Below are 19,243 nucleotides of genomic sequence, written 5' to 3'. Positions count from 1 at the left end.
TTCAACGCGTGACCGCCCGAGCCGTCCCAGTGTGGCCCTCGGGGCCGTAGGCGCGGAGGAGCTCGTCACGGAAGGCGTCCATCCGCCACACCGGCGCGTGGTCCGAGGGCCGCATCCCGGGGTCCCAGCCCCACGGCGCGAGGGCCTCGACGACCCCCGGGTCCTTCGCGATGACCGTGACCGGCACGTCGTGGCCGGGGTCGCCGCCGGAGCCACCGGACACGATGGTCGCCGGCTGGTGGTCCCCGAGCAGGACCACCACCAGGTCGTCGTCGGCGTACGTCGAGAGGAACGAGACGACCGACTGGAGGGAGTAGACGATCGAGTGGGCGTACGCCGCGCGCACCCGCCCCGCGTCGGGCCAGATGTCGGCCTCGGAGGGCAGCGTCTCGGGCATCCCGGCGTAGACGCTCCCGTCGCCGACGGACTCCTGCGGCAGCAGGTCGGGGGTCCGCGACCACGGCGCGTGGCTGCTGATCAGGTCGATCTCGGCCATCACCGGCCGCCGGTCGCGCGGCGCGAGCTCGGCCTGCTGGAGCGCCTCGAGGGTGAACTGGTCGGGCATCGTCGGGTAGCCGAAGCGCGGCCCGCGGTAGCCGACGTTGCGCGAGTCGTAGACGTGGTCGAAGCCGTAGAACGCACCCTGCGGCCAGTCGCGGTCGTTGGCCGGGACCGAGGCGACCGTCCGCCAGCCGGCCCGGCCGAACAGGCTGGACAGGGTCTCGCGGTCGGTCGTGACGAGGTGGTCGTAGCGCTGCTGGCTGTCGACCCAGAGCCCGGACTGGAGCGTCGAGTGCGCGAGCCAGCTGATGGCGCCGAAGGTGGGGGAGGTGAGCCAGGCGCTGCGCGCGCGGTAGCCGGCGCGCCCGAGGCGGCGGGTGCCCTCGTCGAGCGTGGCCACCACGTCGGAGGAGAGGCCCGGGTCATCGATCGCGACCCGGCCGTAGCTCTCGACGAAGACCACCAGCACGTCCTTGCCGCGCAGCCCGGTGAGCAGGTCTGCGGCCGGGGTGTCCCGGGCGGGGTCGTCTGCCGCCGCGCGGGCGAACTCGCGCCGGTCGCGCAGCTGGGACGGCACCCGGGTCACCTGCGCGAGGGCGTACGACGCCGCGGCGTCGGAGGCGACCGGGACGGTGTCGGCGCGGATGCCGAGCAGGCTGAGCGCCAGCCAGACCGGCAGGAGCACCGCGACCGCGCGCACCGCGACCGGTCGGTGCCGGACCGCGGACCGGCAGACCCGCCGCAGCGCGAGCGGCACGACGAGGAGTGCGGCGAGCAGCACGAGCCCGGCGACCACCAGCAGGACCACCCCGAGCACTCCCGGGGCCGAGCCGCGGACGGTCCCGACGAGGTCGCTGGCGTAGCGCCAGTCGATCATCGGGTCGAACGGGCGGTTGAGCGCCTCGCTGAAGGCGAGGTCGAGAACCTTGAACACCGCGAGCACGCCGAGCAGCAGGCCGGCCGTCGCCACGACGACGCCGCGCACGCGCCGGGCGCGGTCGGGGAGCGCGAGCACCAGCGCGACGAGGACGACCAGCTCGACCGGGAGCCGCAGGAACGCGCTGGGCGACATCTCGTCGAGCCGGTCGGGAGCCGTGAGGACCACCAGCACGAGCCCCAGCGCGAGCAGGGTGAGGCCCGTCGCGGCGAGTCCACGCCACCGTTGAACCGTGGGCACGTCTGCTCCGTTCACTCCGGGTACGAGCACGTCGTCGAGGGATACGGGACCAGCGCCGTCGCGGTTCACCGGGCGAGGAGGAGCGGATGCGGGCACGGGCCTTCTGGCTCCGCGAGCCGGGCGCGGGCGAGATCCGTGACGTCGCGCTGCCCACCCCGCGACCGGACGACGTGGTCGTCCGCACGCTGCGCTCCGCGGTGAGCCGCGGGACCGAGAGCCTCGTCTTCGGTGGCCGGGTGCCGGCGAGCCAGCACGACGCGATGCGGGCGCCGTTCCAGGACGGCGACTTCCCCGGGCCGGTGAAGTACGGCTACCTCAACGTCGGTCGGGTCGAGGGGGGCCCGGCCGACCTGCTCGGTCGCGACGTCTTCTGCCTCCACCCGCACCAGACGGCGTACGTCGTCCCGGCCGAGGCGGTCGTGCCGGTGCCCGAGGGCGTGCCCGTGGCGCGCGCGGTGCTGGCCGGGATCGTCGAGACGGCGGTCAACGCGCTGTGGGACGCGCCGCCCCTGCTCGGCGACCGGATCGCCGTGGTGGGCGCCGGCGTCCTCGGGTGCAGCGTGGCGCGGCTGGCGTCCCGCGTGCCCGGCACCTCGGTGACCCTGGTCGACGTCGATGCGTCCCGCGCCGCGGTGGCCGACGCGCTCGGCGTGGACTTCGCGCTGCCCGACGACGCGCCGCCCGGGCGCGACCTCGTCGTGCACACCAGCGCGACGTCGGCGGGGCTGCAGCGCAGCCTGGACCTGCTCGCGGGCGAGGGGACGGTGCTCGAGCTCAGCTGGTACGGCGACGAGCCGACGACCGTGTCGCTCGGGGGCAGCTTCCACTCCGGGCGGCTCGCCCTGCGGGCCAGCCAGGTGGGCCGGGTGGCGCCCGCCCGACGTGACACTCGCACGACGGCGCAGCGGCTCGCACTGGCACTCGAGCTGCTCCGCGACGACGCGTTCGACTGCCTGCTGACCGGCGAGTCGCCCTTCGAGGAGCTTCCCGAGGTGATGCCGCGACTCGTCTCGCGCGAGCTGCCGGCACTGTGCCACTCGGTCACCTACCCGGCAGGTGCGGAGGAGGTCCCGTGTTCGGCGTGACCGTCCGCGACCACATGATGGTGGCGCACAGCTTCCGCGGCGAGGTGTTCGGGCCGGCGCAGGCGCTGCACGGAGCGACGTTCGTCGTGGACGCGACCTTCCGTGGCGAGGGCCTCGACGCCGACGGCATCCTCGTCGACATCGGCCGGGCAGCCGCAGCGCTCGCGGAGGTCGTCGGGACGCTGTCCTACCGCAACCTCGACGAGGAGCCGGTCTTCGCCGGAACCAACACCACCACCGAGGTGCTGGCCCGCCACGTCGCCGACCAGCTGGCCGACCGGATCGCCGCGGGCGACCTGGGTCCCGCCGACCACGTCGACGCACTGGCCGTGACGCTGCACGAGTCCCACGTGGCGTCGGCGAGCTACGAGAGGTCGCTGTGACCGCGGGTGTCCTGCACGTCCTGGTGCCACGGGGCGTCGACGACCCGCGGCGGCCGAGCGGCGGCAACACCTACGACCGACGGGTCTGCGCCACCCTGCGGGACCTCGGCCAGCAGGTCGAGGTCGGCGAGGTCGACGGCGGGTGGCCGTGGACGGCGGATGTCGGGCGGAGCGGCCTGCAGCAGGCCCTCGACGGGATCCCGGACGGGTCGGTCGTGCTCGTCGACGGGCTGCTCGCGTCCCGGCTCCCGGAGGTGCTGGTGCCGGCGGGTGCGCGGCTGCGGGTCGTGCTGCTGGTCCACCTGCCGGTCGGTGTCGACGACGTGCTGGCCCGGATCGCCGAGCGGCAGGTGGTCGCGGCCGCGGCGTCGGTGGTCACGACGAGCGCGTGGTGCCGGGACTGGCTGGTGCAGGAGTACGACGTCGCGCCGTCCGACGTGCACGTGGCGCACCCCGGCGTCGACCCGGCAGTCCTCTCCACGGGCACGCCCACGGGGACCAACCTCCTCTGCGTCGGGACGATCAGCCCGGTCAAGGGACAGGACCAGCTGCTGGCGGCCCTCTGCGACCTGCACGACCTGTCATGGCACTGCACCTGCGCGGGCGCCGACTCCGTCGACCTGGACTTCGCGGACCTGGTGCTCAAGACGAGCGCCGAGAGGGGGCTCGCCGGCCGGTTCGTGCTGACGGGCGCGCTGAGCGGCGACGCGCTCGAGGCGGCGTACGCCGGTGCGGACCTGCTGGTCCTGCCGAGTCGCGCGGAGACCTACGGCATGGTGGTGGCCGAGGCGCTGGCGCGCGGCCTGCCGGTCGTCGCGACCGACGTCGGCGGGGTGCGTGAGTCGCTGGGGGAGGTCCCGGGACGTGGGGTGCCGGGGATCCTGGTCCGCCCGGGGGATCCGGGCGCCCTGACCGCGGCGCTGCGCTGGTGGCTGACCGACCGGGGTCTGCGCGAGGAGCTCCGGGCGCGGGCCCTCGAACGACGCTGCCACGTGACGGGTTGGTCGATCACGGCCGCTCGCGTGGCCGAGGTCCTGCAGGGGGTGGCGGCGTGAGGAGGTCGTGGAGCCGGCTGGCGGGTGCGGCGATCCTCGGGGTGGTCGTCTGGCAGGTCGGCAGCGACTCGGTCGTCGAGGGACTGCGGTCGCTCGACGTGTCCGTGCTCCTGCTCGGCCTGGCGATCGCGGCGGTCACCACGGTCGCCTGCGCGTGGCGCTGGCACCTCGTGGCGCGCGAGCTCGGCGTGGAGATCGCGCTGCCCGCCGCCGTGGCGGCCTGCTACCGCGCGCAGCTGCTCAACACGGTCCTGCCCGGCGGGGTCCTGGGCGACGTTCACCGCGGGGTCGTGCACGGTCGCTCGACAGGGGAGACCGGGCGAGCGCTGCGGGCCGTCGGCTGGGAGCGGGTCGCGGGACAGGCCGTCCAGGCCGTCGTCGCGGTGCTCGTCGTGGGGCTGCTGCCGTCGCCCGTGCGCCCCGCCCTTCCCTGGGTGCTGGCCGGGCTCGTGATGGTCGCCGCCGTTGCGGGGCTGGCGGTCCGGTCGGCGCGGGGCGACGGCTGGTGGAGCCGGCTGGCCCGCACGGCCCGCGACGACGTACGCCTCGCGCTGCTCGTGCGCCGGGCCTGGCCAGGGGTCCTCGTCGCCTCGCTGGTGGCGCTCGCGGGCTACGTGGCGACGTACGTCGTCGCTGCTCGCGCCGTCGGCGTGCAGGCTCCCGTCTCGACGCTGCTCCCGCTGGTGCTCGTCGTGCTGGTCGCCGCTGGTCTGCCCCTCAACCTGGCGGGCTGGGGTCCGCGGGAGGGGATGGCGGCGTGGGCGTTCGCCGTCGCGGGGCTGGGCGCCGCGACGGGGGTGGCGACGGCGGTGGCGTACGGCGCGATGGTGCTCGTCGCGAACCTGCCCGGCATCGTCGTGGTGCTGGCGTCCGGCAGGCCGGCGACCGCGCCCGCGACGACAGGGGGGAGGGTCCGTGCCTGAGCGCCCGTACACGATCCTCAGCTGCAGCATCTCGCTCGACGGCTACCTCGGCGGCGCCACCCGCGAGCGGCTGGTGCTGTCCAACGACGCCGACCTCTGCCGGGTGGACCGGGTGCGGTCGGAGTGCGACGCGATCCTCGTCGGCGCCGGCACCGTGCGCGACGACAACCCGCGGCTGCTGGTGCGCGACCCCGTCCTGCGCGAGCGGCGACGCGCTCGGGGGATGGCCGAGTCGCCGACGAAGGTGACGATGACCAGGCGCGCCCGGCTCGACGCCGACAGCAACTTCTTCGCGACGGGCGACAGCGAGAAGATCGTCTACTGCGCCACCCCGTCCTTGCGCACGGCCCGCAGCCGGCTGGCGCACGTGGCGACCGTCGTCGACGGCGGGCCGGACGTCGAGGTGGACCGGCTCAGCGCGGACCTCCACGACCGCGGCGTGCGACGGCTGATGGTCGAGGGCGGGGGACGGGTGCACACCCAGTTCCTCACCGCCGCGGCCGCCGACGAGCTGCACCTGGTCGTCGCCCCGTTCTTCGTCGGCAGCTCGCAGGCACGGCGCTTCGTCGGCGACGGCGCCTTCCCCTGGAACCCCGGCCACCGCGCGCGGCTCGCGGAGACCCAGCAGATCGGCGACGTGGTGCTGCTGCGCTACGCCCTCTCGCCGCGCTTCGAGGAGACCGGATGAGTGTTGAACCCGTCCTGGGCCCCGTGCCGGTCGCGTCCGTGCGCCGCGCAGTGGACCTGCCGTTGCGGCTGGCCGACGGCACCACGGTGCCCGCCCGGCTGACCACCTTCCACGGCTTGGTCGACGGTCGGGAGCACGTGGCCATCGGGCTGGGGAGCCGTGCGTACGACGACGCCCGCCCCGTCGGCGTACCCCTCGTGCGGCTGCACAGCGAGTGCCTCACCGGCGACGTGCTCGGCAGCGCGCGCTGCGACTGCGGGCCCCAGCTGGAGGAGGCGATCCGCCGCGTCAGCCACGCCGGCGGCTACCTGCTCTACCTGCGCCAGGAGGGACGCGACATCGGGCTCTACAACAAGATCGACGCCTACGCCCTCCAGGACCGCGGGCTCGACACCTACGAGGCCAACCGGGCGCTCGGCTTCGCCGACGACGCGCGCGACTACACCGTCGCGGTGCAGATGCTCGAGGCCCTCGACGTCGACCGGCTCGACCTGCTCTCGAACAACCCCGACAAGGCCGCCCAGCTCGAGGCGGCCGGCCTGCGGGTCGAGCGCCGGGTGCGCACCGGCCTGCACCTGAGCCCGGTCAACCACGGCTACCTCGCCACCAAGGCCGCCGGTGGCCACGTGCTCCAGCTGCCGGGGCTCTGACAGCTACACGGCGCGACGGCGCATCGGGATGTAGAGCACGGCGGTCAGCGCGACCGCGAACGCCGACACCAGCGGGGCCGTCATCGCCAGCACCGATGCTCCGACCACCAGGACGGCGAGCGTGGCGGCCGCGTCGGCGGCCTGGCCGCGGGTGGTGGAGGGCCGGTTGCTCATCCCCTCACTGTGGGCGGGATCCCGACCTCGTGCACCGCACGGGTACCGCAGATCAGGCGGAGGTTTCAGGCAGGCCCTTCAGCATCGGGATGACCGTGGGCGGCATGCCCCCGCGTCCCACGACGGGTGTGGCTTCACCGCCCGGACGTAGGCTCTCGACATGGACCTCATCCTGATCCTGGTCGTCCTCGCGGTGCTCGGAGCGGTCGCTGTCGGTGCGTCGCGCCGCAACAAGGAGCGTGAGCTGACCCGGCGGGAGGACGAGCTCGCTCCGGTGAGGAAGCTGGCCTTCGAGGACATCACCGCGTTCGGTGAGGACCTGCAGCAGCTCGACCTGGAGATGACCGGGCACGAGCTCGACGCCGGTGCCACGGCCGACTACCAGCGCGCGCTCGACGCCTACGAGGCCGCCAAGACGGCCGGTGATGCGATCACCGGACCCGAGGACATCCGGCACGTCACGGGGATCGTCGAGGACGGTCGCTACGCCGTCGCGTGTGTGCGCGCCCGCGTCACGGGCGAGCCGCTGCCGACCCGTCGGCCGCCCTGCTTCTTCGATCCTCGTCACGGCCCCTCGGTGGACGACGTCCCCTACGTCCCACCGGACGGCGTCGAGCGGGACGTGCCCGCCTGCGCCCTGGACGTCGAGCGCGTCCGCGCCGGCGCCGAGCCCGACGTGCGCAAGGTGATGGTCGGACCACAGCGAGTCCCGTACTGGCAGGGCGGCCGCGCCTACGAGCCCTACGCGATGGGCTACTTCGGCGCCTTCGGCCCGATGACCTGGATGTTCATGGGCGGCATGATGTTCGGCGACCTCGGTGGCGGCTACGACGGCGGGGGTGACGGTGGTGATAACGGCGGTGACGGCGGCGGCGACGGGGGCGACGGCGGTGGCTTCGACGGTGGTGGCGACGGCGGCGGGTTCGACGGCGGGTTCGACGGCGGCGGCTTCGACATGGGCTTCTGAGCCGTCCGTGCCGCGTCACGTCCCCGGTTCACGGGATAAGCGCGGCCATCCGTCCTGACCCGGGCAGGAACGCCCCAGGCTGGCTCCCAGACCCGCTGGCGCGCGTCGCGCGGCTGGGGACCGGTGAGGAGGGGTTCACGTGGCGATCGCCATCATGCATCCCGGAGCACGACTTCTCGCGCCCGCCCTGGACGCCTTGGCGGATGTCGCGTCCGGTGACTGGTCCAGCGCCGCACGCATGTGTGCCTCCCGGCTGACCGATCCCAGTGCCTGCGCGCTCGATCTCGACACCGCCGCCACTCGCGCCGGCGTCGTCCGCGACCAGCGCCAGCCGTACCGGTACCGGGTGCACCACCGGATGCTGGTCGTGGAGGAGCACCCGGATCTGCTCTGCGCCGCCCTCGACCTGCAGATGAGGCTGTGGATGGGGCAGTGGGACGCGCTCGAGCTGGTCGCCCCGTCCAGTGGCAGACCGGCGCAGGACTGGCGGGCATCAGAGGTGCTCGAGGTGCGCGTCCGCCACCAGCGTCCCGACGGCTGGTCCAGTCGGCTGTACGCGTGCCAGAACCTGTCCGTGGCGCCCACGACCGCACGGCTGGCGCACCACGTCCTGAGGAAGCTCGACGGCGGCGTCGTGCTCCATCGCTACGACGTGCCGGCCGGACCCGCAGCAGTGCACGTCGGCTAAGTGTCCTGCGCAGGCACCGGCCGGGCAGGCCGGTCAGTCCAAGCGGTAGGGGCTGGGGCCCGGCACCCAGGAGACCGCGTGCGCGGCCGCGTACGCCTCGACCGCGGTCCGGATGGTCGGGTAGAAGCGGTCGTCGCTGAGGGCTGCGAGTCCGTAGCTCCCGACCTTGGCCTGCACGGCGTCCTTGAGCTCGGCGAAGACCAGCCGCGTACCGGCCTGTTCGAGGTCGGTGTCGAGGTCGGCGAGCATGTCTGCTGCGGTGGTGTCGACGTCGGTGATCGGTTCCGCCGCGATGATGACCCACACAGGCCGGGGCTCGATGGCCGCGAGACGGCGCACCTGGTTGCGGAACGTGCGTGCGTTCGCGAACAGCAGCGGTGCGTCGAAGCGGTAGATCGCGAGACCGGGCAGGTGCTGGGAGGTCTCGCGGTAGGCGGTGTCGTGGTAGCCGCGGACGCCACCCGATCGGCCGAGGAGGGCCTGGTGGGGCCACCAGAGCCGGCGGAACACGTTGAGGATCGACAGGCCGACGGCGGCGGCGATGCCGTACAACACCCCCAGGAGGGCGACGCTGAGGAAGGCGACGAGGGCGAGGATGAAGTCGGAGCGGCGTTGGCGCCGAAGCCGACGCAGTCCCGCGATGTCGGCGAGGGACAGGGATGCGGCGATGACGACTGCTGCGAGCGCCGGCTGCGGAAGGTTGCGGAGCAATCCGGGCGCGGCGACGAGCAGGGTGACGACTGCTGCAGCTCCGACCAGGCCGGTGACCTGGGTTCGCGAGCCGCTCTGGAATGCGACCGCGGTCCGCGATCCGCTGGCGCTGACGGGGAACCCCTGGAAGCACCCCGCGGCGATGCTGGCCGCGCCGACGCCGATCATCTCGCGGTTCCCGTCGATCTCCTCCCCGGTCTTGTCGGCGAACACGGATGCGTTCGAGATGGTGTCGGTGAGTGAGACCAGTGAGATGCCGAGCGCGCCGGCGAACAGAAGGCCCAGGTCGCCGATCGGCACCGTCGGAAACGTGAGTGGTGGGAAACCCGACGGGAGCTCCCCGATCAGGTCGACACCTCGGTCCGCGAGATCGAACACCGCAACGGCAGCGATCGCGAGGACGACGGCGGCGAGCACGGCCGGGAAGATCGGCCACAGGCGCTGAAGTCCCACGATCAGGACCAGGCATGCTGTCCCGACGGCCAGCGAGGCTCCGACGGTCTCTCCGTCACCGACCGCCTCGGCGAACGCGACCGTCTCACCGATCAGGCCGTCCGCATCGACGGAGAACCCGAACAGCTTGGGGAGTTGGCTCACGAGGATCGTGAGCGCGAGGCCGTTCATGTACCCGATCTGGGTCGGCTTCGACAGGAGGTCGGCGATGAAGCCGAGGTTGAACACGCCGGAGAGCACGGTGATCGCACCGACCATGAGGGCGAGCACGGAGGCGTAGGCGACGGCGGCCTCCGCGTCTCCCTCAGCTGCGACCAGCGGAACGACGACCGCAGCGATCATCGGGCCGAGCGACGAGTCCGGGCCGAGGACGAGCACCCGGGACGGGCCGAACAGCGCATAGCCGAGCAACGCGAGGATGGTCGTGTACAGACCGGTGATGGCGGGCAGGCCAGCCAGCTCGGCGTACGCCATCCCCTGCGGGACCAGCAGCGTGGTGAGCACGAGACCGGCGACCAGGTCCTTGCCGAACAGGGCCGGCCGGTAGGACCGCAGCATCGCCAGCCCCGGCATCGTGCGTGAGAGGGTCACGACACGAGAGGTTGGTTGCGCCGCCACTGCCGCTCCTCTCGGTCGGCCTCCCCGCCCGGCACGGGCCCGCTCGTCACCCGAGGACACCACCCCCGGAAGCCGGTCGCACCCCCTGAACCGGGTGACTTCCTCGACCGACCAGCCCAGGTGCCGCGGCACCAGGTCCTTCGCCGGGCACGGCTGGCGCCGTGCGGCCTCCAGCACCCGCACGTCAACGACGACGTAGCGGTGTGAGGAGTGGGTCGGCCTGTAGGCCGGGAACGGGCCTCGCCTGCGGAAGAACGCTGGTTGGCGGTGACTGCGTGCCGCTGACCTGCGAAAACGTCTCAATGACCGTTGGTGGCTGTTGGCTGTTTATGACTCTCTTGAGGACTGCCCGCGGACTGGCCGTTGGTCAAACGAGAACGGGATTAGCCGCTAGGGGGCACCGCCCTTCAAGCTGCTACGACGCCGTCAGTCGAATTGGCGCGTCACCAGTGCGTCAAGACGGGTGAGCTGGAATGTCATGCTCGCGGTAAACGACGGAATCGGAAGATAAGTGGTGTCGCTCTCGCAATACGCGCTGACCGTGAGCGGCCCTGTTTCTAGGGAGACTCGTTCATCCGTAGAGATGTAGTTCAGGCTTCCGTCGGCTCCGCCAAGATACTGATCCCCGCGCTGAAGCGACACGCCCATGTACTTGCAGCTGCTGAAATCACCGTCGATCTTGAGGTCCAAGGGCTTGATCTCAGTCAACCGCGGAATGACCTCTGTGGAGGTGGCGATCACGGTCTGACCCCTGGACCCTGTGCCGTCGCTAGTGAAGGCAACATCCCAACGCAGCACCTCATCGGGACCCCCGCCTGCCGGTCCCACGTCACCCTTGGGGCCTTGTGAGCCGGTCGCGCCGGCGTCCCCCTTGGCGCCCTGCGGCCCAGCCGGGCCGGAGGCACCAGCGGGACCGGTCGGCAGCCCACCGCTGATGTCGGCGGCTGTCAAAGAGCCGTCCTTCACGTCCTTTGAGGTAAGGGTGCTGTTCTTGATGTCCTTGCCCGTCAGCGAGTTGTCCGCGACGTCCTTCGTGCCGATGAGTCGCTGTGCAACCGCCCCCGTCCCGGCGCTCGCGACAACGACGGCCGCTAGGGAAAGGGCGGCCAATGGCACGCTGAGTCGCTTGAACATGTGATCCCCCACTGCCGAGACGAAGTTGTGTCGAGCGTGAGGTTAGGTGGTGTCTGGCTGGCATGTCTCCGCTTCCAGCGAGGTCGCGGCTAGGCGCTCTCTGAATCGTCGCCTTCTGCCCACCATTCGCGGTCGCGCTCCTCGAGCAGTGGATGGGATACGGCCGCGGCGAGCGCGTGCATTCAGGGCGACTACCGAGCGGTCCACGATGGCAGCAGCGGTCGGCGCTGGGAGCCATTCGTGCTCTACATCGGGCGGCTGCGGTCCCCGTGGGCGCGGAGCACGCGGCATCGCACGACGATCCCTCAAGCTCTCGACCTGGGTCCGATGGAGTCGGGGACGCTCCTCGCGCGGCGTGAGATCGCCGCGGCGAAACCATTCTAGGGACGGCTGACATTTGCACGCCAAGAATTCCCGCGGCCTCACGCACGGTGATCCACTCGGACATAGCGGAAGGCTAGTCCGTCAGTGCAGCGACGTAGCCTTTGTCGCATGGCTGCCRGCATGACTCCGGGAGAGCGGGAGACACTCGCCGAGCRGGTATCCAACACTCGCTCGGCAGGCTGCACACGGCACCGCAGACGCACACGGCAAAAAGCCCGCGGACTGGGCGGACGTCCTGCGAGAGCCGGAGCCGGAGCCGTCGCCTCCGCCCGTGCGTCACTGCTGGTACGACGGCCCAAACGGCCGCCAAGCCGCGTTGCTGCTCGAGTGGCGCAACGTCGGGGGGCACTACGACGGTCGTATCGCAGTGGCCGCTGAGGAGCTGGGCTGGGGCATTGTAAAGATGTGGGTCAGCTGGGGATGCTGTCCCCCGTCACTCCTCGATCAGCTTCGCGCCCTCTGCCGTGTTGAAGGCAATGCCGATGAGAAGCTCGAGAGTTTGCTCGAGCCATCCAAAGATGACGTAAGCGGCCAAGGCCGAGACGGCGCCGTAAACGACGAGAATTCCGAAGCCGATCGCAGTGCCGCTCATCAGTCCGCCCACGAGTGCGCCGAGCGCGATCAGCATCACCAAGATGGTCCGGAGCGTGGCGATACTCCCCGTAAGGCGCCTGGCGCCTGACGTGTCGCAGTGGCCAGCCATCTGAGCCGTTTGAGTCATGTCATCCCCGCTTCTCGATTGCGTGCTCGGAAACGCTATGACGCGGTTGCCGTCCCCCGCTGGCGAATGGGTCGAGTGCTAGCGCGGATTGGCGCACCAACTGGTGTTCGCAGGAATCAGGCTTGCCAAGTATCGCCTGCTGGTAGACAGGCCGCCCGCAATGTCGGTCAGTGACGCAATAGGCGCGACCCGCCGCCACCCGGTGCGTCAGTCGGCGCTGCGGCTGGGCTGGGCTGGGCTGGAAGAGCATTGAGTGCCGCAACAGCGCTCGTATCGCCGTAGCGGCCCTCGAGCCCGATGGTTAGGCCATCGTGGACATGTGGGTGGATCAGGGGACGCTGTCACCGGCCTAGCAGTGAGACCAGAACCTCCGCCCCCGGGGGTACGAGAAGGCGAAGGGCTGGAGCCTGCCAATATCCCGCCCATGTGGTGGAACGCATTACTCCCCGTCCTCTCGCTACTTGTGGGCGCCGGCCTCTCTTACTGGGCTGAGCAGCGGCGGTACCGAGCGACACGTAGAGACAGCGCCGAGGACTCCCTCCGCGCCCAGCGCGGTGCGGCGTACCGAGAGTTTGTACGAGCCGCGCACACGGCCGCGCACCTGATGGGTCGCGCCTCGACTGGCTGCCCCACCCCCTTGACGGACGACAAGGCCGCAGTCCTGTCCCGCGTGGACAGCGAAGTGTCTCGAGACCTCTATGAGCTGGAGTTGTTTGCGGGTGAGGTTGCGCTCGAAGCGGCTCGAGTGGTCCGCGCAAAGCTCGCCGAGTTCCGGGAAGTTGTCATGCGAGGCACCCGCTACATGAGCGACGAGTACCGCCAGGCGCTTGGCGAGTACCAGACCGCAAGAGCCGCGCTGCTATCAGCCGCTCGAGCCGAAATTCTCTGACACCTGCAGCAGCCGTTCTCCTCCCGTCGGGGTGCGCAACCACATTCACCCGCTGTGATCAGGCCCACGCGTTCGAGTGCCAGCGCGGGTAGTGCTCTAGGGACACCGAGGGGTTTTGGGCGCCCGAGGTGACGGTGTGGATCATCGAGCCCGCCGCGTCGTACAGGTGGGAGACCTGGTGGCACAGCACCAGATCGGCGGACACGGTAGGGCTGTTGCCGGCACGGAGAGAGCGTCAAGTCGGTGCAGGCAAGGCTCGGGCACGCCTCGGCCGCGGAGACCCTGGACACGTACTCACCCCTGTGGCCCGACTCGGACTACCGCACGCGCGAGGCTGTCGACCTCGTGCTCGGCGCTCCCGCGGACTTGCTGCGGACTGGTGGCGCGGCTGATGCCTCCGGTGCAGGTCAGAGGCTTACGAGGAGTGGGTCGGCCTGTAGGCCGGGTTCTGTCCCGCAATGCGGGGGCGACCATCCATCTGCGACGACCGTTGCCGGCCGCCTGGTGCGATCTACCCGGATGCTCGGGCGGGCCGCCCTCGAACGCATCCTGTCTGATCTTGCTCCGGGTGGGGTTTGCCTAGCTGCGCCGGTCGCCCGGCGCACTGGTGGTCTCTTGCACCACCGTTTCACCCTTACCGGTCCGAGGACCGGCGGTCTGTTCTCTGTGGCACTGATCCCGCGGGTTGCCCCGGGTGGCTGTTGGCCACCACCCTGCCCTGTGGAGCCCGGACCTTCCTCGACCCACCACGCCAGGACGAACCAGGAGCGGCGAGCCGCGGCCGCCCGGCCGACCCACTCGGGGAGGAGTCTAGGGGTGCGTCAGCACCTCGGCGCCATCCTCGGTGACGAGCAGGGTGTGCTCGAACTGCGCGGAGCGACGGAGGTCCTTGGTGACGACGGTCCAGCCGTCGTCCCACATGTCGTAGTCGGGCGTACCGAGGTTGAGCATCGGCTCGATGGTGAACGTCATCCCGACCCGGATCTCGTCGTCGAAGCGCTCGTCGTCGTAGTGGGGGATGATCAGGCCGGAGTGGAACGAGGTGCCGATGCCGTGGCCGGTGAAGTCGCGGACCACGCCGTAGCCGAAGCGCTTGGCGTACGCCTCGATCACCCGGCCGATGATGTTCACCCGGCGGCCGGGCTTGACCGCCTTGATCGCCCGGTCGAGGGCCTCCTTCGTGCGCTCCACGAGCAGCCGCGTCTCCTCGTCGACGTCGCCGGCGAGGAAGGTCGCGTTGGTGTCGCCGTGCACGCCGCCGATGAACGCGGTGATGTCGATGTTGACGATGTCGCCGTCCTCGACGACGCGGGCGTCGGGGATGCCGTGGCAGATCACCTCGTTGACGCTCGAGCACAGCGACTTCGGGAAGCCGCGGTAGCCGAGCGTCGAGGGGTAGGCGCCGTGGTCGCAGAGGAACTCGTGACCGATGCGGTCGAGCTCGTCGGTGGTGACACCGGGTACGACGTGGGAGCCGACGAGGTCGCGGGCCTGGGCGGCGAGGCGGCTGGCGACCCGCATGCGCTCGATCGTCTCGGCGTCCTTGACCTCCTCGCCGGTGAACCGCTGCGGCGCCGGCCGGTCGACGTACTCCGGGCGGGCGATGTGGGCGGGCACGGCACGACGAGCAGATACCTCTGCGGGGGATACGACAGGCACGCCGCGAGTGTATTTCACAGGTCTCGATATGCCCTCTCGCGACCTCGTTCCTCGGTCGCGGGGCTACTCGACCTCCCGCCACACGCCGTGCGCGACTGCGTCGCGCCCGGCTAGTGCATTTCACAGGTCTCGATATGCCCTTTCGCGACCTCGTTCCTCGGTCGCGGGGCTACTCGACCTCCCGCCACACGCCGTGCGCGACTGCGTCGCGCCCGGCTAGTGTCGTGACATGAGCGAGAACGAATACTGGTTCTGCCTGACGCACCACGCGGTGGAGGGCAGGGACGGCTGCAAGAACAGCGACCGCCTCGGCCCCTACGCCACGGCGGCGGAGGCCTCGCGCGCCCTCGAGAAGGTCGAGGAGCGCAACGAGGAGTGGGACAACGACCCGAAGTGGAACGACGACGGCGCCGGCTCCGGCGACGGCGTCACCGACGGCACGCCGGACAACTGATCACTTCTTCTTGTTCTTCTTGCCCTTGACGGGGTTGGCCGCCTGAGCGACGTCGGCAGCGGCACGGACGCTCTTCAGCTCCCGCTTGGTGTTCTTGTCGAGGGTCTTGGTGAGCTCGGCGATCGCCGCCTCGTACTGCTTGCTCACGCGCGCGGCGGTCTCGGCCGCCACCCGCTCCGCGGTGTCCTGCGCGACCTTCTGGACCATCGCCGCCGTCGACATCGCCTGGGCGCCGACGTCGGCGGCGCGCTCGGCGTGCGACCGCCGCGCCGCGGCCGCCACGGGCTTGTCGGACCCGGTGGTCCGCGCCGTCGCGCTCGCCGTCGACGTGGCGACCGTCGCCTTCTTCGTGGGGGCCTTCTTCGCCGTCGACTTCCGGGCCGGTGCCTTCTTGCTCGTCGCCTTGGTGGCGGTGCTCTTGGCAGCGGTCTTGGTCGTGGCCCTGGTCGCGGTCTTCTTCGTGGCGCCGGCCTTCTTCGCGGCGGTGCTCGTCGACCTCGTGGCCGTGGACTTCGTGGCCGTCGACTTCTTCGCGGGGGCCTTCTTCGCGGGGGCCTTCTTCGCGGGGGCCTTCTTCGCGGCGCCCGTGGCGGACGACGTCGTCTTCTTCGCCGGAGACTTCCTGGCAGTCGACTTCTTGGCGGTCGACGTCTTCGCCGTGGTCTTCTTCGCGGTGGACGGGGTGGCTGCCGTCTTCTCTGCCGGGGTCTCGCTCACGGAGGTCTCCTCGCGTCGTCGGGATGCCTGATCCTGCCGCGCGGAGCGGACGTTGTCACCGGCCCGTAGGTGTGGGTGCCGACGCCCGCCGTGCGCGAGGCGTCAGAACGTGTGGTCGGCGCCCGGGAAGGTGCCGCCACGGACGTCGTCGGCGTACGCCTTCGCCGCCTCGAGCAGCACGCCGTGCACGTCGGCGTACTGCTTGACGAAGCGCGCCATCCGGCCGGTGCGCAGGCCGAAGGCGTCCTGCCAGACGAGGACCTGCCCGTCGCAGCCGGCGCCGGCGCCGATGCCGATCGTCGGGATGGTCAGCTCCTTGCTGATCTGCTCCGCGACGTCGCCGGGGACCATCTCCATGACGACGGCGAACGCGCCCGCCTCCTGCACGGCGCGGGCGTCGGCGATCACGCGGTCGCTCGCGTCACCGCGGCCCTGGACGCGGTAGCCGCCCAGGGTGTGCTCGGACTGCGGGGTGAAGCCGATGTGGGCCATGACGGGGATGCCGCCCTGCGTGCACTTCTCGATGACGGGCGCCATCTCGGCGCCGCCCTCGAGCTTCACGCAGTGTGCCCCGGCCTCCTTCATGAAGCGGACCGCGGTGAGGTAGCCCTGCTCGGGCGAGGCCTGGTAGCTGCCGAACGGCAGGTCGCCGACGACCATCGCGCGCTTCACCGAGCGAGCCACCGCGCGGGTGAGGGGGAGGAGCTCGTCGACCGTGACCGGGAGGGAGGTCTCGTTGCCGAAGACGTTGTTGCTCGCGGAGTCGCCGACCAGGAGCAGGTCGATGCCCGCCTCGTCGAAGGTCGCGGCGGTGTACATGTCGTACGCCGTCAGCATCGTGATCTTCTCGCCGCGCTCCTTCATCTCCCGGAGGTGATGGGTGCGGACCCGCTTGGCGGGGGCGGACTGCTGCGATGCAGCCGGGCCGGAACCGTAGGGGGCGGTCTCTTCAGGCATGGTCACTCCTCGTCATCTCGCGGCTCCCTGATGGAGTCCACGGACCACTTGTCAGGCTAGTGCCGACCCGTGGGTACGGCGCTGTGGTGACGGTCACGCTCAGCGCGGTGACACCCGGAGGACGCGGTCGCTCACGCCGTTGTCGGTGGTGACGAGCAGGTCGCCGTCGCGAGCCGACGTGATGGACCGAAGCCGGCCGAAACGCTGCAGCCGGGGCGGGCGGGTGACCGAGGTGAGGTTGCCGGCCGCGTCGAAGCGCAGGAACAGGACCTCGGAGCCCTTCAGCGCGGCGACGGCGAGAGTGCCCTCGAGCGTGCCCCACTGCGATCCCCGGACCCAGGCAGCGCCCGAGGTCGCGATCGTCGGTTCGCCGGAGGACCACGCCGCCTCCTGCTGGTCGCCCGGCAGCGACTGGTCCGTCATCGGGACCGACTCGTCGTAGCCCGGGACGGGGTTCCAGCCGTAGTCGCCGCCGGCGACGAGCAGGTTGACCTCGTCGTCGCGGTAGCTGCCGTGCTCGACCGACCAGACCGAGCCGTCGTCACGCTGGGCGAGGCCCTGCACGTTGCGGTGGCCGTAGGTCCACACGAAGCGCCGCGCGCCGCTTGCGTCGGCGTACGGGTTGCCGGCCATCGGTGCGCCGGTGCCGCGGTGCACGCGCAGCACCTTGCCGCCGAGCGAGTCGAGGTTGCGCGGGTTCGTCCCCACGGCGGCGTCGCCGGTGCCGACGAAGAGGGCGTCGCTGTCGCGGTCGAGGAGCAGCCGGCAGCCGCCGTGGCGGCCCGAGGTCGAGGGGAGGCCGGTGAGGAGCGTCCGGCGGCCGCTGAGGCGTGTCCACTTCTTGTCGACGCGCCAGCGGCTGACCTGCACGTGGTTGCCGCCCTTCGCGCTGCCGTGGCACGCCCACAGCGTCCGCGCGCCGGGGTCGACCGCGAGCGACATGAGCCCGGTCTCGCCGGAGACCCACACCAGCTTCGACAGGTCGGCGAGCGTGCGCCGCTTGCCCTTGCGTACGACGCTGAGGCGGGCGCGGTCGCGCTCGGAGACGACGAGCCGGCCGCCCGTGGCCTGCTGGACGTCCCACGGGTTCTGGAGGCCACGCGCGGCCGTGCGCACCTGCAGCTGCGGGGCGCGCGCCTCCTGGTGGCCTGTGACGTCAGCGGCTGCGACCGACGGCGGTGGCCCCGTCAGCACACCGCCGGCGAGGGCGCCGGTCGCGAGGACCGTGGCGAGGGACAGGGGCAGGCGGGTGGTGCGGAGGCTGTGGCGCACGCGGGCGACGCTACGGCGACGGCGGCCACGAGGTAAAGGTCTGCCGAGCGAGCTGGATCCCCACGCGGGTGGTCTCGTAGCCGAGCCGGGTGTTGAGGGCGCGCATGGCGGCGTTGCCGTCCTGGGTCCAGGTGTAGACCTCGTCGATGCCGTGCTCGGCGGCCCAGGCGAGGGTGATCAGCTTGAGGTGGACCGCGAGGCCGCGGCCGCGCCAGTCGCGGCGTACGGCGGTGAGGCCGTTCTCCGCGCGGATCGGCTGGTCGGCGTCGCGACCGAGCCCGGCACACCCGACGACCTCGCCGCCGTGGAGGGCGAGGAACATCGGGTCGACCAGCCAGTCGCGCGCCCACCGCTCGGGGCTGACGTCGAGCGGGGTGTCGACGGCGAAGTCGGCGAGTACCTCGAGGCCGAAGCGCTCGTACGCCGCCTCCCACAGCCCGGGACGATCCTGCGCCGTGACGACCTCGACGCCCTCGGGCCTCGGCGTGACCTCGACCGGGCCGTGGAGGTGGCCGTGTAGGTGGAAGGTCTGCTCGACCTCGCGGTTCACCTCCTCGAAGCCGAACCGACGGGCGAAGGCCACCGAGCCCTCGTCGTCGGCACCGGCACGCAGCGTCGCCACGCCGAGGTCGACGACGTGCGCGGCGAGGCGCTCGAGAAGGGCCGTGCCGACGCCCCGCCGGCGATGGGCCTCCAGCACCCGCGGGACCACCGAGCCGCCGCCGCTCGTGTCGGAGGGCTGGGCCAGTCCGTGCCCGACGACCTCCCCGTCGATGCGGGCCAGGAGCATGAGTCGCTCGGGCTTGTCACCCTCCCGCAGCTCGGCGAGCGACTGGGTGCGCTCGTAGGGGATCACCGCGATCCGCACGCGCCGCCACTCGTCGTAGTCGTCATCGGTGACGCACGGGCTGATGTCGAGGGCCATGGGGGGAGCCTGTCCCGCTGGGCTCGTAGTAGTCCAGTGAGTTGTGGCTCTCATCCGG

20 protein-coding genes and 1 other RNA gene are annotated in these 19,243 nt (G+C 71.4%); 10 read left to right on the top strand and 11 right to left on the bottom strand.

Annotated elements, in window-relative coordinates; genetic code table 11:
• Position 1 precedes the first annotated feature (1 nt).
• Entirely contained in the window at positions 2 to 1,678 is a 1,677-nt protein-coding gene (locus ACXJKB_RS13915) for a CDP-alcohol phosphatidyltransferase family protein (protein WP_457189298.1), read from the bottom strand.
• Positions 1,679 to 1,764: 86 nt separating this feature from the next.
• Here ACXJKB_RS13915 and ACXJKB_RS13910 point away from each other — a divergent pair, with 86 nt between their 5' ends.
• Genes ACXJKB_RS13910 through ACXJKB_RS13885 form a run of 6 tightly spaced genes read left to right on the top strand, consistent with a single transcriptional unit; the run spans position 1,765 to position 6,462 of the window.
• Complete coding sequence (locus ACXJKB_RS13910) at positions 1,765 to 2,763, top strand: zinc-dependent alcohol dehydrogenase (protein ID WP_457189296.1); 999 nt, start codon at positions 1,765 to 1,767, stop codon at positions 2,761 to 2,763.
• Entirely contained in the window at positions 2,751 to 3,146 is a 396-nt protein-coding gene (locus ACXJKB_RS13905) for a 6-pyruvoyl trahydropterin synthase family protein (RefSeq protein ID WP_457189294.1), read from the top strand. Before ACXJKB_RS13910 ends, ACXJKB_RS13905 begins: the two co-directional genes overlap by 13 nt.
• The gene (locus ACXJKB_RS13900; RefSeq protein WP_457189292.1) at positions 3,143 to 4,201 is read left to right on the top strand and encodes a glycosyltransferase family 4 protein; all 1,059 of its coding nucleotides are present in this window, start codon (positions 3,143 to 3,145) and stop codon (positions 4,199 to 4,201) included. The genes ACXJKB_RS13905 and ACXJKB_RS13900 overlap by 4 nt, the downstream gene beginning before the upstream one ends.
• Positions 4,198 to 5,124 (top strand): lysylphosphatidylglycerol synthase transmembrane domain-containing protein, encoded by a 927-nt coding sequence (locus ACXJKB_RS13895; protein ID WP_457189290.1) that lies wholly within the window; start codon positions 4,198 to 4,200, stop codon positions 5,122 to 5,124. Before ACXJKB_RS13900 ends, ACXJKB_RS13895 begins: the two co-directional genes overlap by 4 nt.
• Positions 5,117 to 5,812 carry a RibD family protein gene (locus ACXJKB_RS13890; protein WP_457189288.1) on the top strand — a complete coding sequence of 232 codons (696 nt, stop codon included), beginning with the start codon at positions 5,117 to 5,119 and terminating at the stop codon, positions 5,810 to 5,812. The genes ACXJKB_RS13895 and ACXJKB_RS13890 overlap by 8 nt, the downstream gene beginning before the upstream one ends.
• Positions 5,809 to 6,462 carry a GTP cyclohydrolase II gene (locus ACXJKB_RS13885; RefSeq protein ID WP_457189286.1) on the top strand — a complete coding sequence of 218 codons (654 nt, stop codon included), beginning with the start codon at positions 5,809 to 5,811 and terminating at the stop codon, positions 6,460 to 6,462. The genes ACXJKB_RS13890 and ACXJKB_RS13885 overlap by 4 nt, the downstream gene beginning before the upstream one ends.
• Positions 6,463 to 6,465: 3 nt before the next feature.
• Here the strand turns inward: ACXJKB_RS13885 and ACXJKB_RS13880 are convergent, their stop codons facing one another.
• Complete coding sequence (locus tag ACXJKB_RS13880) at positions 6,466 to 6,636, bottom strand: hypothetical protein (RefSeq protein ID WP_457189284.1); 171 nt, start codon at positions 6,634 to 6,636, stop codon at positions 6,466 to 6,468.
• Positions 6,637 to 6,796: 160 nt separating this feature from the next.
• On the opposite strand from ACXJKB_RS13880, the gene ACXJKB_RS13875 reads away from it, so the two are divergent.
• A complete protein-coding gene (locus tag ACXJKB_RS13875; RefSeq protein WP_457189282.1) occupies positions 6,797 to 7,603 on the top strand; it encodes a hypothetical protein in 807 nt (268 codons plus the stop codon).
• A 139-nt stretch (positions 7,604 to 7,742) separates the two neighbouring features.
• Positions 7,743 to 8,291 (top strand): hypothetical protein, encoded by a 549-nt coding sequence (locus ACXJKB_RS13870; protein WP_457189280.1) that lies wholly within the window; start codon positions 7,743 to 7,745, stop codon positions 8,289 to 8,291.
• Positions 8,292 to 8,324: 33 nt separating this feature from the next.
• On the opposite strand, the gene ACXJKB_RS13865 is transcribed toward ACXJKB_RS13870, so the two are convergent.
• The 3 genes from ACXJKB_RS13865 to ACXJKB_RS13855 all read right to left on the bottom strand — a co-directional run bounded on the left by ACXJKB_RS13865 (position 8,325) and on the right by ACXJKB_RS13855 (position 12,219).
• Positions 8,325 to 10,046 (bottom strand): SulP family inorganic anion transporter, encoded by a 1,722-nt coding sequence (locus tag ACXJKB_RS13865; protein WP_457189278.1) that lies wholly within the window; start codon positions 10,044 to 10,046, stop codon positions 8,325 to 8,327.
• A 453-nt stretch (positions 10,047 to 10,499) separates the two neighbouring features.
• Positions 10,500 to 11,207 (bottom strand): hypothetical protein, encoded by a 708-nt coding sequence (locus ACXJKB_RS13860; protein WP_457189276.1) that lies wholly within the window; start codon positions 11,205 to 11,207, stop codon positions 10,500 to 10,502.
• Positions 11,208 to 12,024: 817 nt separating this feature from the next.
• Positions 12,025 to 12,219, bottom strand: coding sequence for a hypothetical protein (locus tag ACXJKB_RS13855; RefSeq protein ID WP_457189274.1), 195 nt, complete (start codon positions 12,217 to 12,219; stop codon positions 12,025 to 12,027).
• Between the two features lie 730 nt (positions 12,220 to 12,949).
• Between ACXJKB_RS13855 and ACXJKB_RS13850 the strand changes: the two genes are divergently transcribed.
• Positions 12,950 to 13,201, top strand: coding sequence for a hypothetical protein (locus tag ACXJKB_RS13850; protein ID WP_457189272.1), 252 nt, complete (start codon positions 12,950 to 12,952; stop codon positions 13,199 to 13,201).
• Between the two features lie 421 nt (positions 13,202 to 13,622).
• Here the strand turns inward: ACXJKB_RS13850 and rnpB are convergent.
• Both rnpB and map read right to left on the bottom strand, forming a co-directional pair.
• Positions 13,623 to 13,998: RNase P RNA component class A (rnpB, locus tag ACXJKB_RS13845), an RNA gene on the bottom strand.
• A gap of 13 nt (positions 13,999 to 14,011) precedes the next feature.
• On the bottom strand, positions 14,012 to 14,860 hold the full coding sequence (map, locus tag ACXJKB_RS13840; RefSeq protein WP_191196150.1) for a type I methionyl aminopeptidase: 849 nt from the start codon (positions 14,858 to 14,860) through the stop codon (positions 14,012 to 14,014).
• Positions 14,861 to 15,089: 229 nt separating this feature from the next.
• Here map and ACXJKB_RS13835 point away from each other — a divergent pair, with 229 nt between their 5' ends.
• On the top strand, positions 15,090 to 15,314 hold the full coding sequence (locus ACXJKB_RS13835; RefSeq protein WP_457189270.1) for a hypothetical protein: 225 nt from the start codon (positions 15,090 to 15,092) through the stop codon (positions 15,312 to 15,314).
• On the opposite strand, the gene ACXJKB_RS13830 is transcribed toward ACXJKB_RS13835, so the two are convergent.
• The 4 genes from ACXJKB_RS13830 to ACXJKB_RS13815 all read right to left on the bottom strand — a co-directional run bounded on the left by ACXJKB_RS13830 (position 15,315) and on the right by ACXJKB_RS13815 (position 19,185).
• Complete coding sequence (locus ACXJKB_RS13830) at positions 15,315 to 16,031, bottom strand: hypothetical protein (protein ID WP_457189268.1); 717 nt, start codon at positions 16,029 to 16,031, stop codon at positions 15,315 to 15,317.
• Between the two features lie 102 nt (positions 16,032 to 16,133).
• A complete protein-coding gene (gene panB / locus ACXJKB_RS13825) occupies positions 16,134 to 16,988 on the bottom strand; it encodes a 3-methyl-2-oxobutanoate hydroxymethyltransferase (protein WP_457189266.1) in 855 nt (284 codons plus the stop codon).
• Between the two features lie 99 nt (positions 16,989 to 17,087).
• Positions 17,088 to 18,260 (bottom strand): PQQ-dependent sugar dehydrogenase, encoded by a 1,173-nt coding sequence (locus tag ACXJKB_RS13820; RefSeq protein WP_457189264.1) that lies wholly within the window; start codon positions 18,258 to 18,260, stop codon positions 17,088 to 17,090.
• 10 nt (positions 18,261 to 18,270) lie between these two features.
• Positions 18,271 to 19,185, bottom strand: a complete 915-nt coding sequence (locus tag ACXJKB_RS13815) for an N-acetyltransferase family protein (RefSeq protein WP_457189262.1) — start codon at positions 19,183 to 19,185, stop codon at positions 18,271 to 18,273.
• Between the last annotated feature and the right edge of the window lie 58 nt (positions 19,186 to 19,243).

It is taken from the genome of Nocardioides sp. P5_E3 (assembly GCF_054049275.1).
This window is presented reverse-complemented; position numbering and strand designations above follow the sequence as displayed.

What these genes read in the sequence shown, in the direction of transcription:
- ACXJKB_RS13835 (WP_457189270.1), top strand. Translation starts at nt 15,090, where the DNA reads ATGAGCGAGAACGAATACTGGTTCTGCCTGACGCACCACGCGGTGGAG.
- ACXJKB_RS13875 (WP_457189282.1), top strand. Translation starts at nt 6,797, where the DNA reads ATGGACCTCATCCTGATCCTGGTCGTCCTCGCGGTGCTCGGAGCGGTC.
- ACXJKB_RS13815 (WP_457189262.1), bottom strand. Translation starts at nt 19,185, where the DNA reads ATGGCCCTCGACATCAGCCCGTGCGTCACCGATGACGACTACGACGAG.
- ACXJKB_RS13855 (WP_457189274.1), bottom strand. Translation starts at nt 12,219, where the DNA reads ATGCTGATCGCGCTCGGCGCACTCGTGGGCGGACTGATGAGCGGCACT.
- ACXJKB_RS13880 (WP_457189284.1), bottom strand. Translation starts at nt 6,636, where the DNA reads ATGAGCAACCGGCCCTCCACCACCCGCGGCCAGGCCGCCGACGCGGCC.
- ACXJKB_RS13860 (WP_457189276.1), bottom strand. Translation starts at nt 11,207, where the DNA reads ATGTTCAAGCGACTCAGCGTGCCATTGGCCGCCCTTTCCCTAGCGGCC.
- ACXJKB_RS13885 (WP_457189286.1), top strand. Translation starts at nt 5,809, where the DNA reads ATGAGTGTTGAACCCGTCCTGGGCCCCGTGCCGGTCGCGTCCGTGCGC.
- panB (WP_457189266.1), bottom strand. Translation starts at nt 16,988, where the DNA reads ATGCCTGAAGAGACCGCCCCCTACGGTTCCGGCCCGGCTGCATCGCAG.
- ACXJKB_RS13910 (WP_457189296.1), top strand. Translation starts at nt 1,765, where the DNA reads ATGCGGGCACGGGCCTTCTGGCTCCGCGAGCCGGGCGCGGGCGAGATC.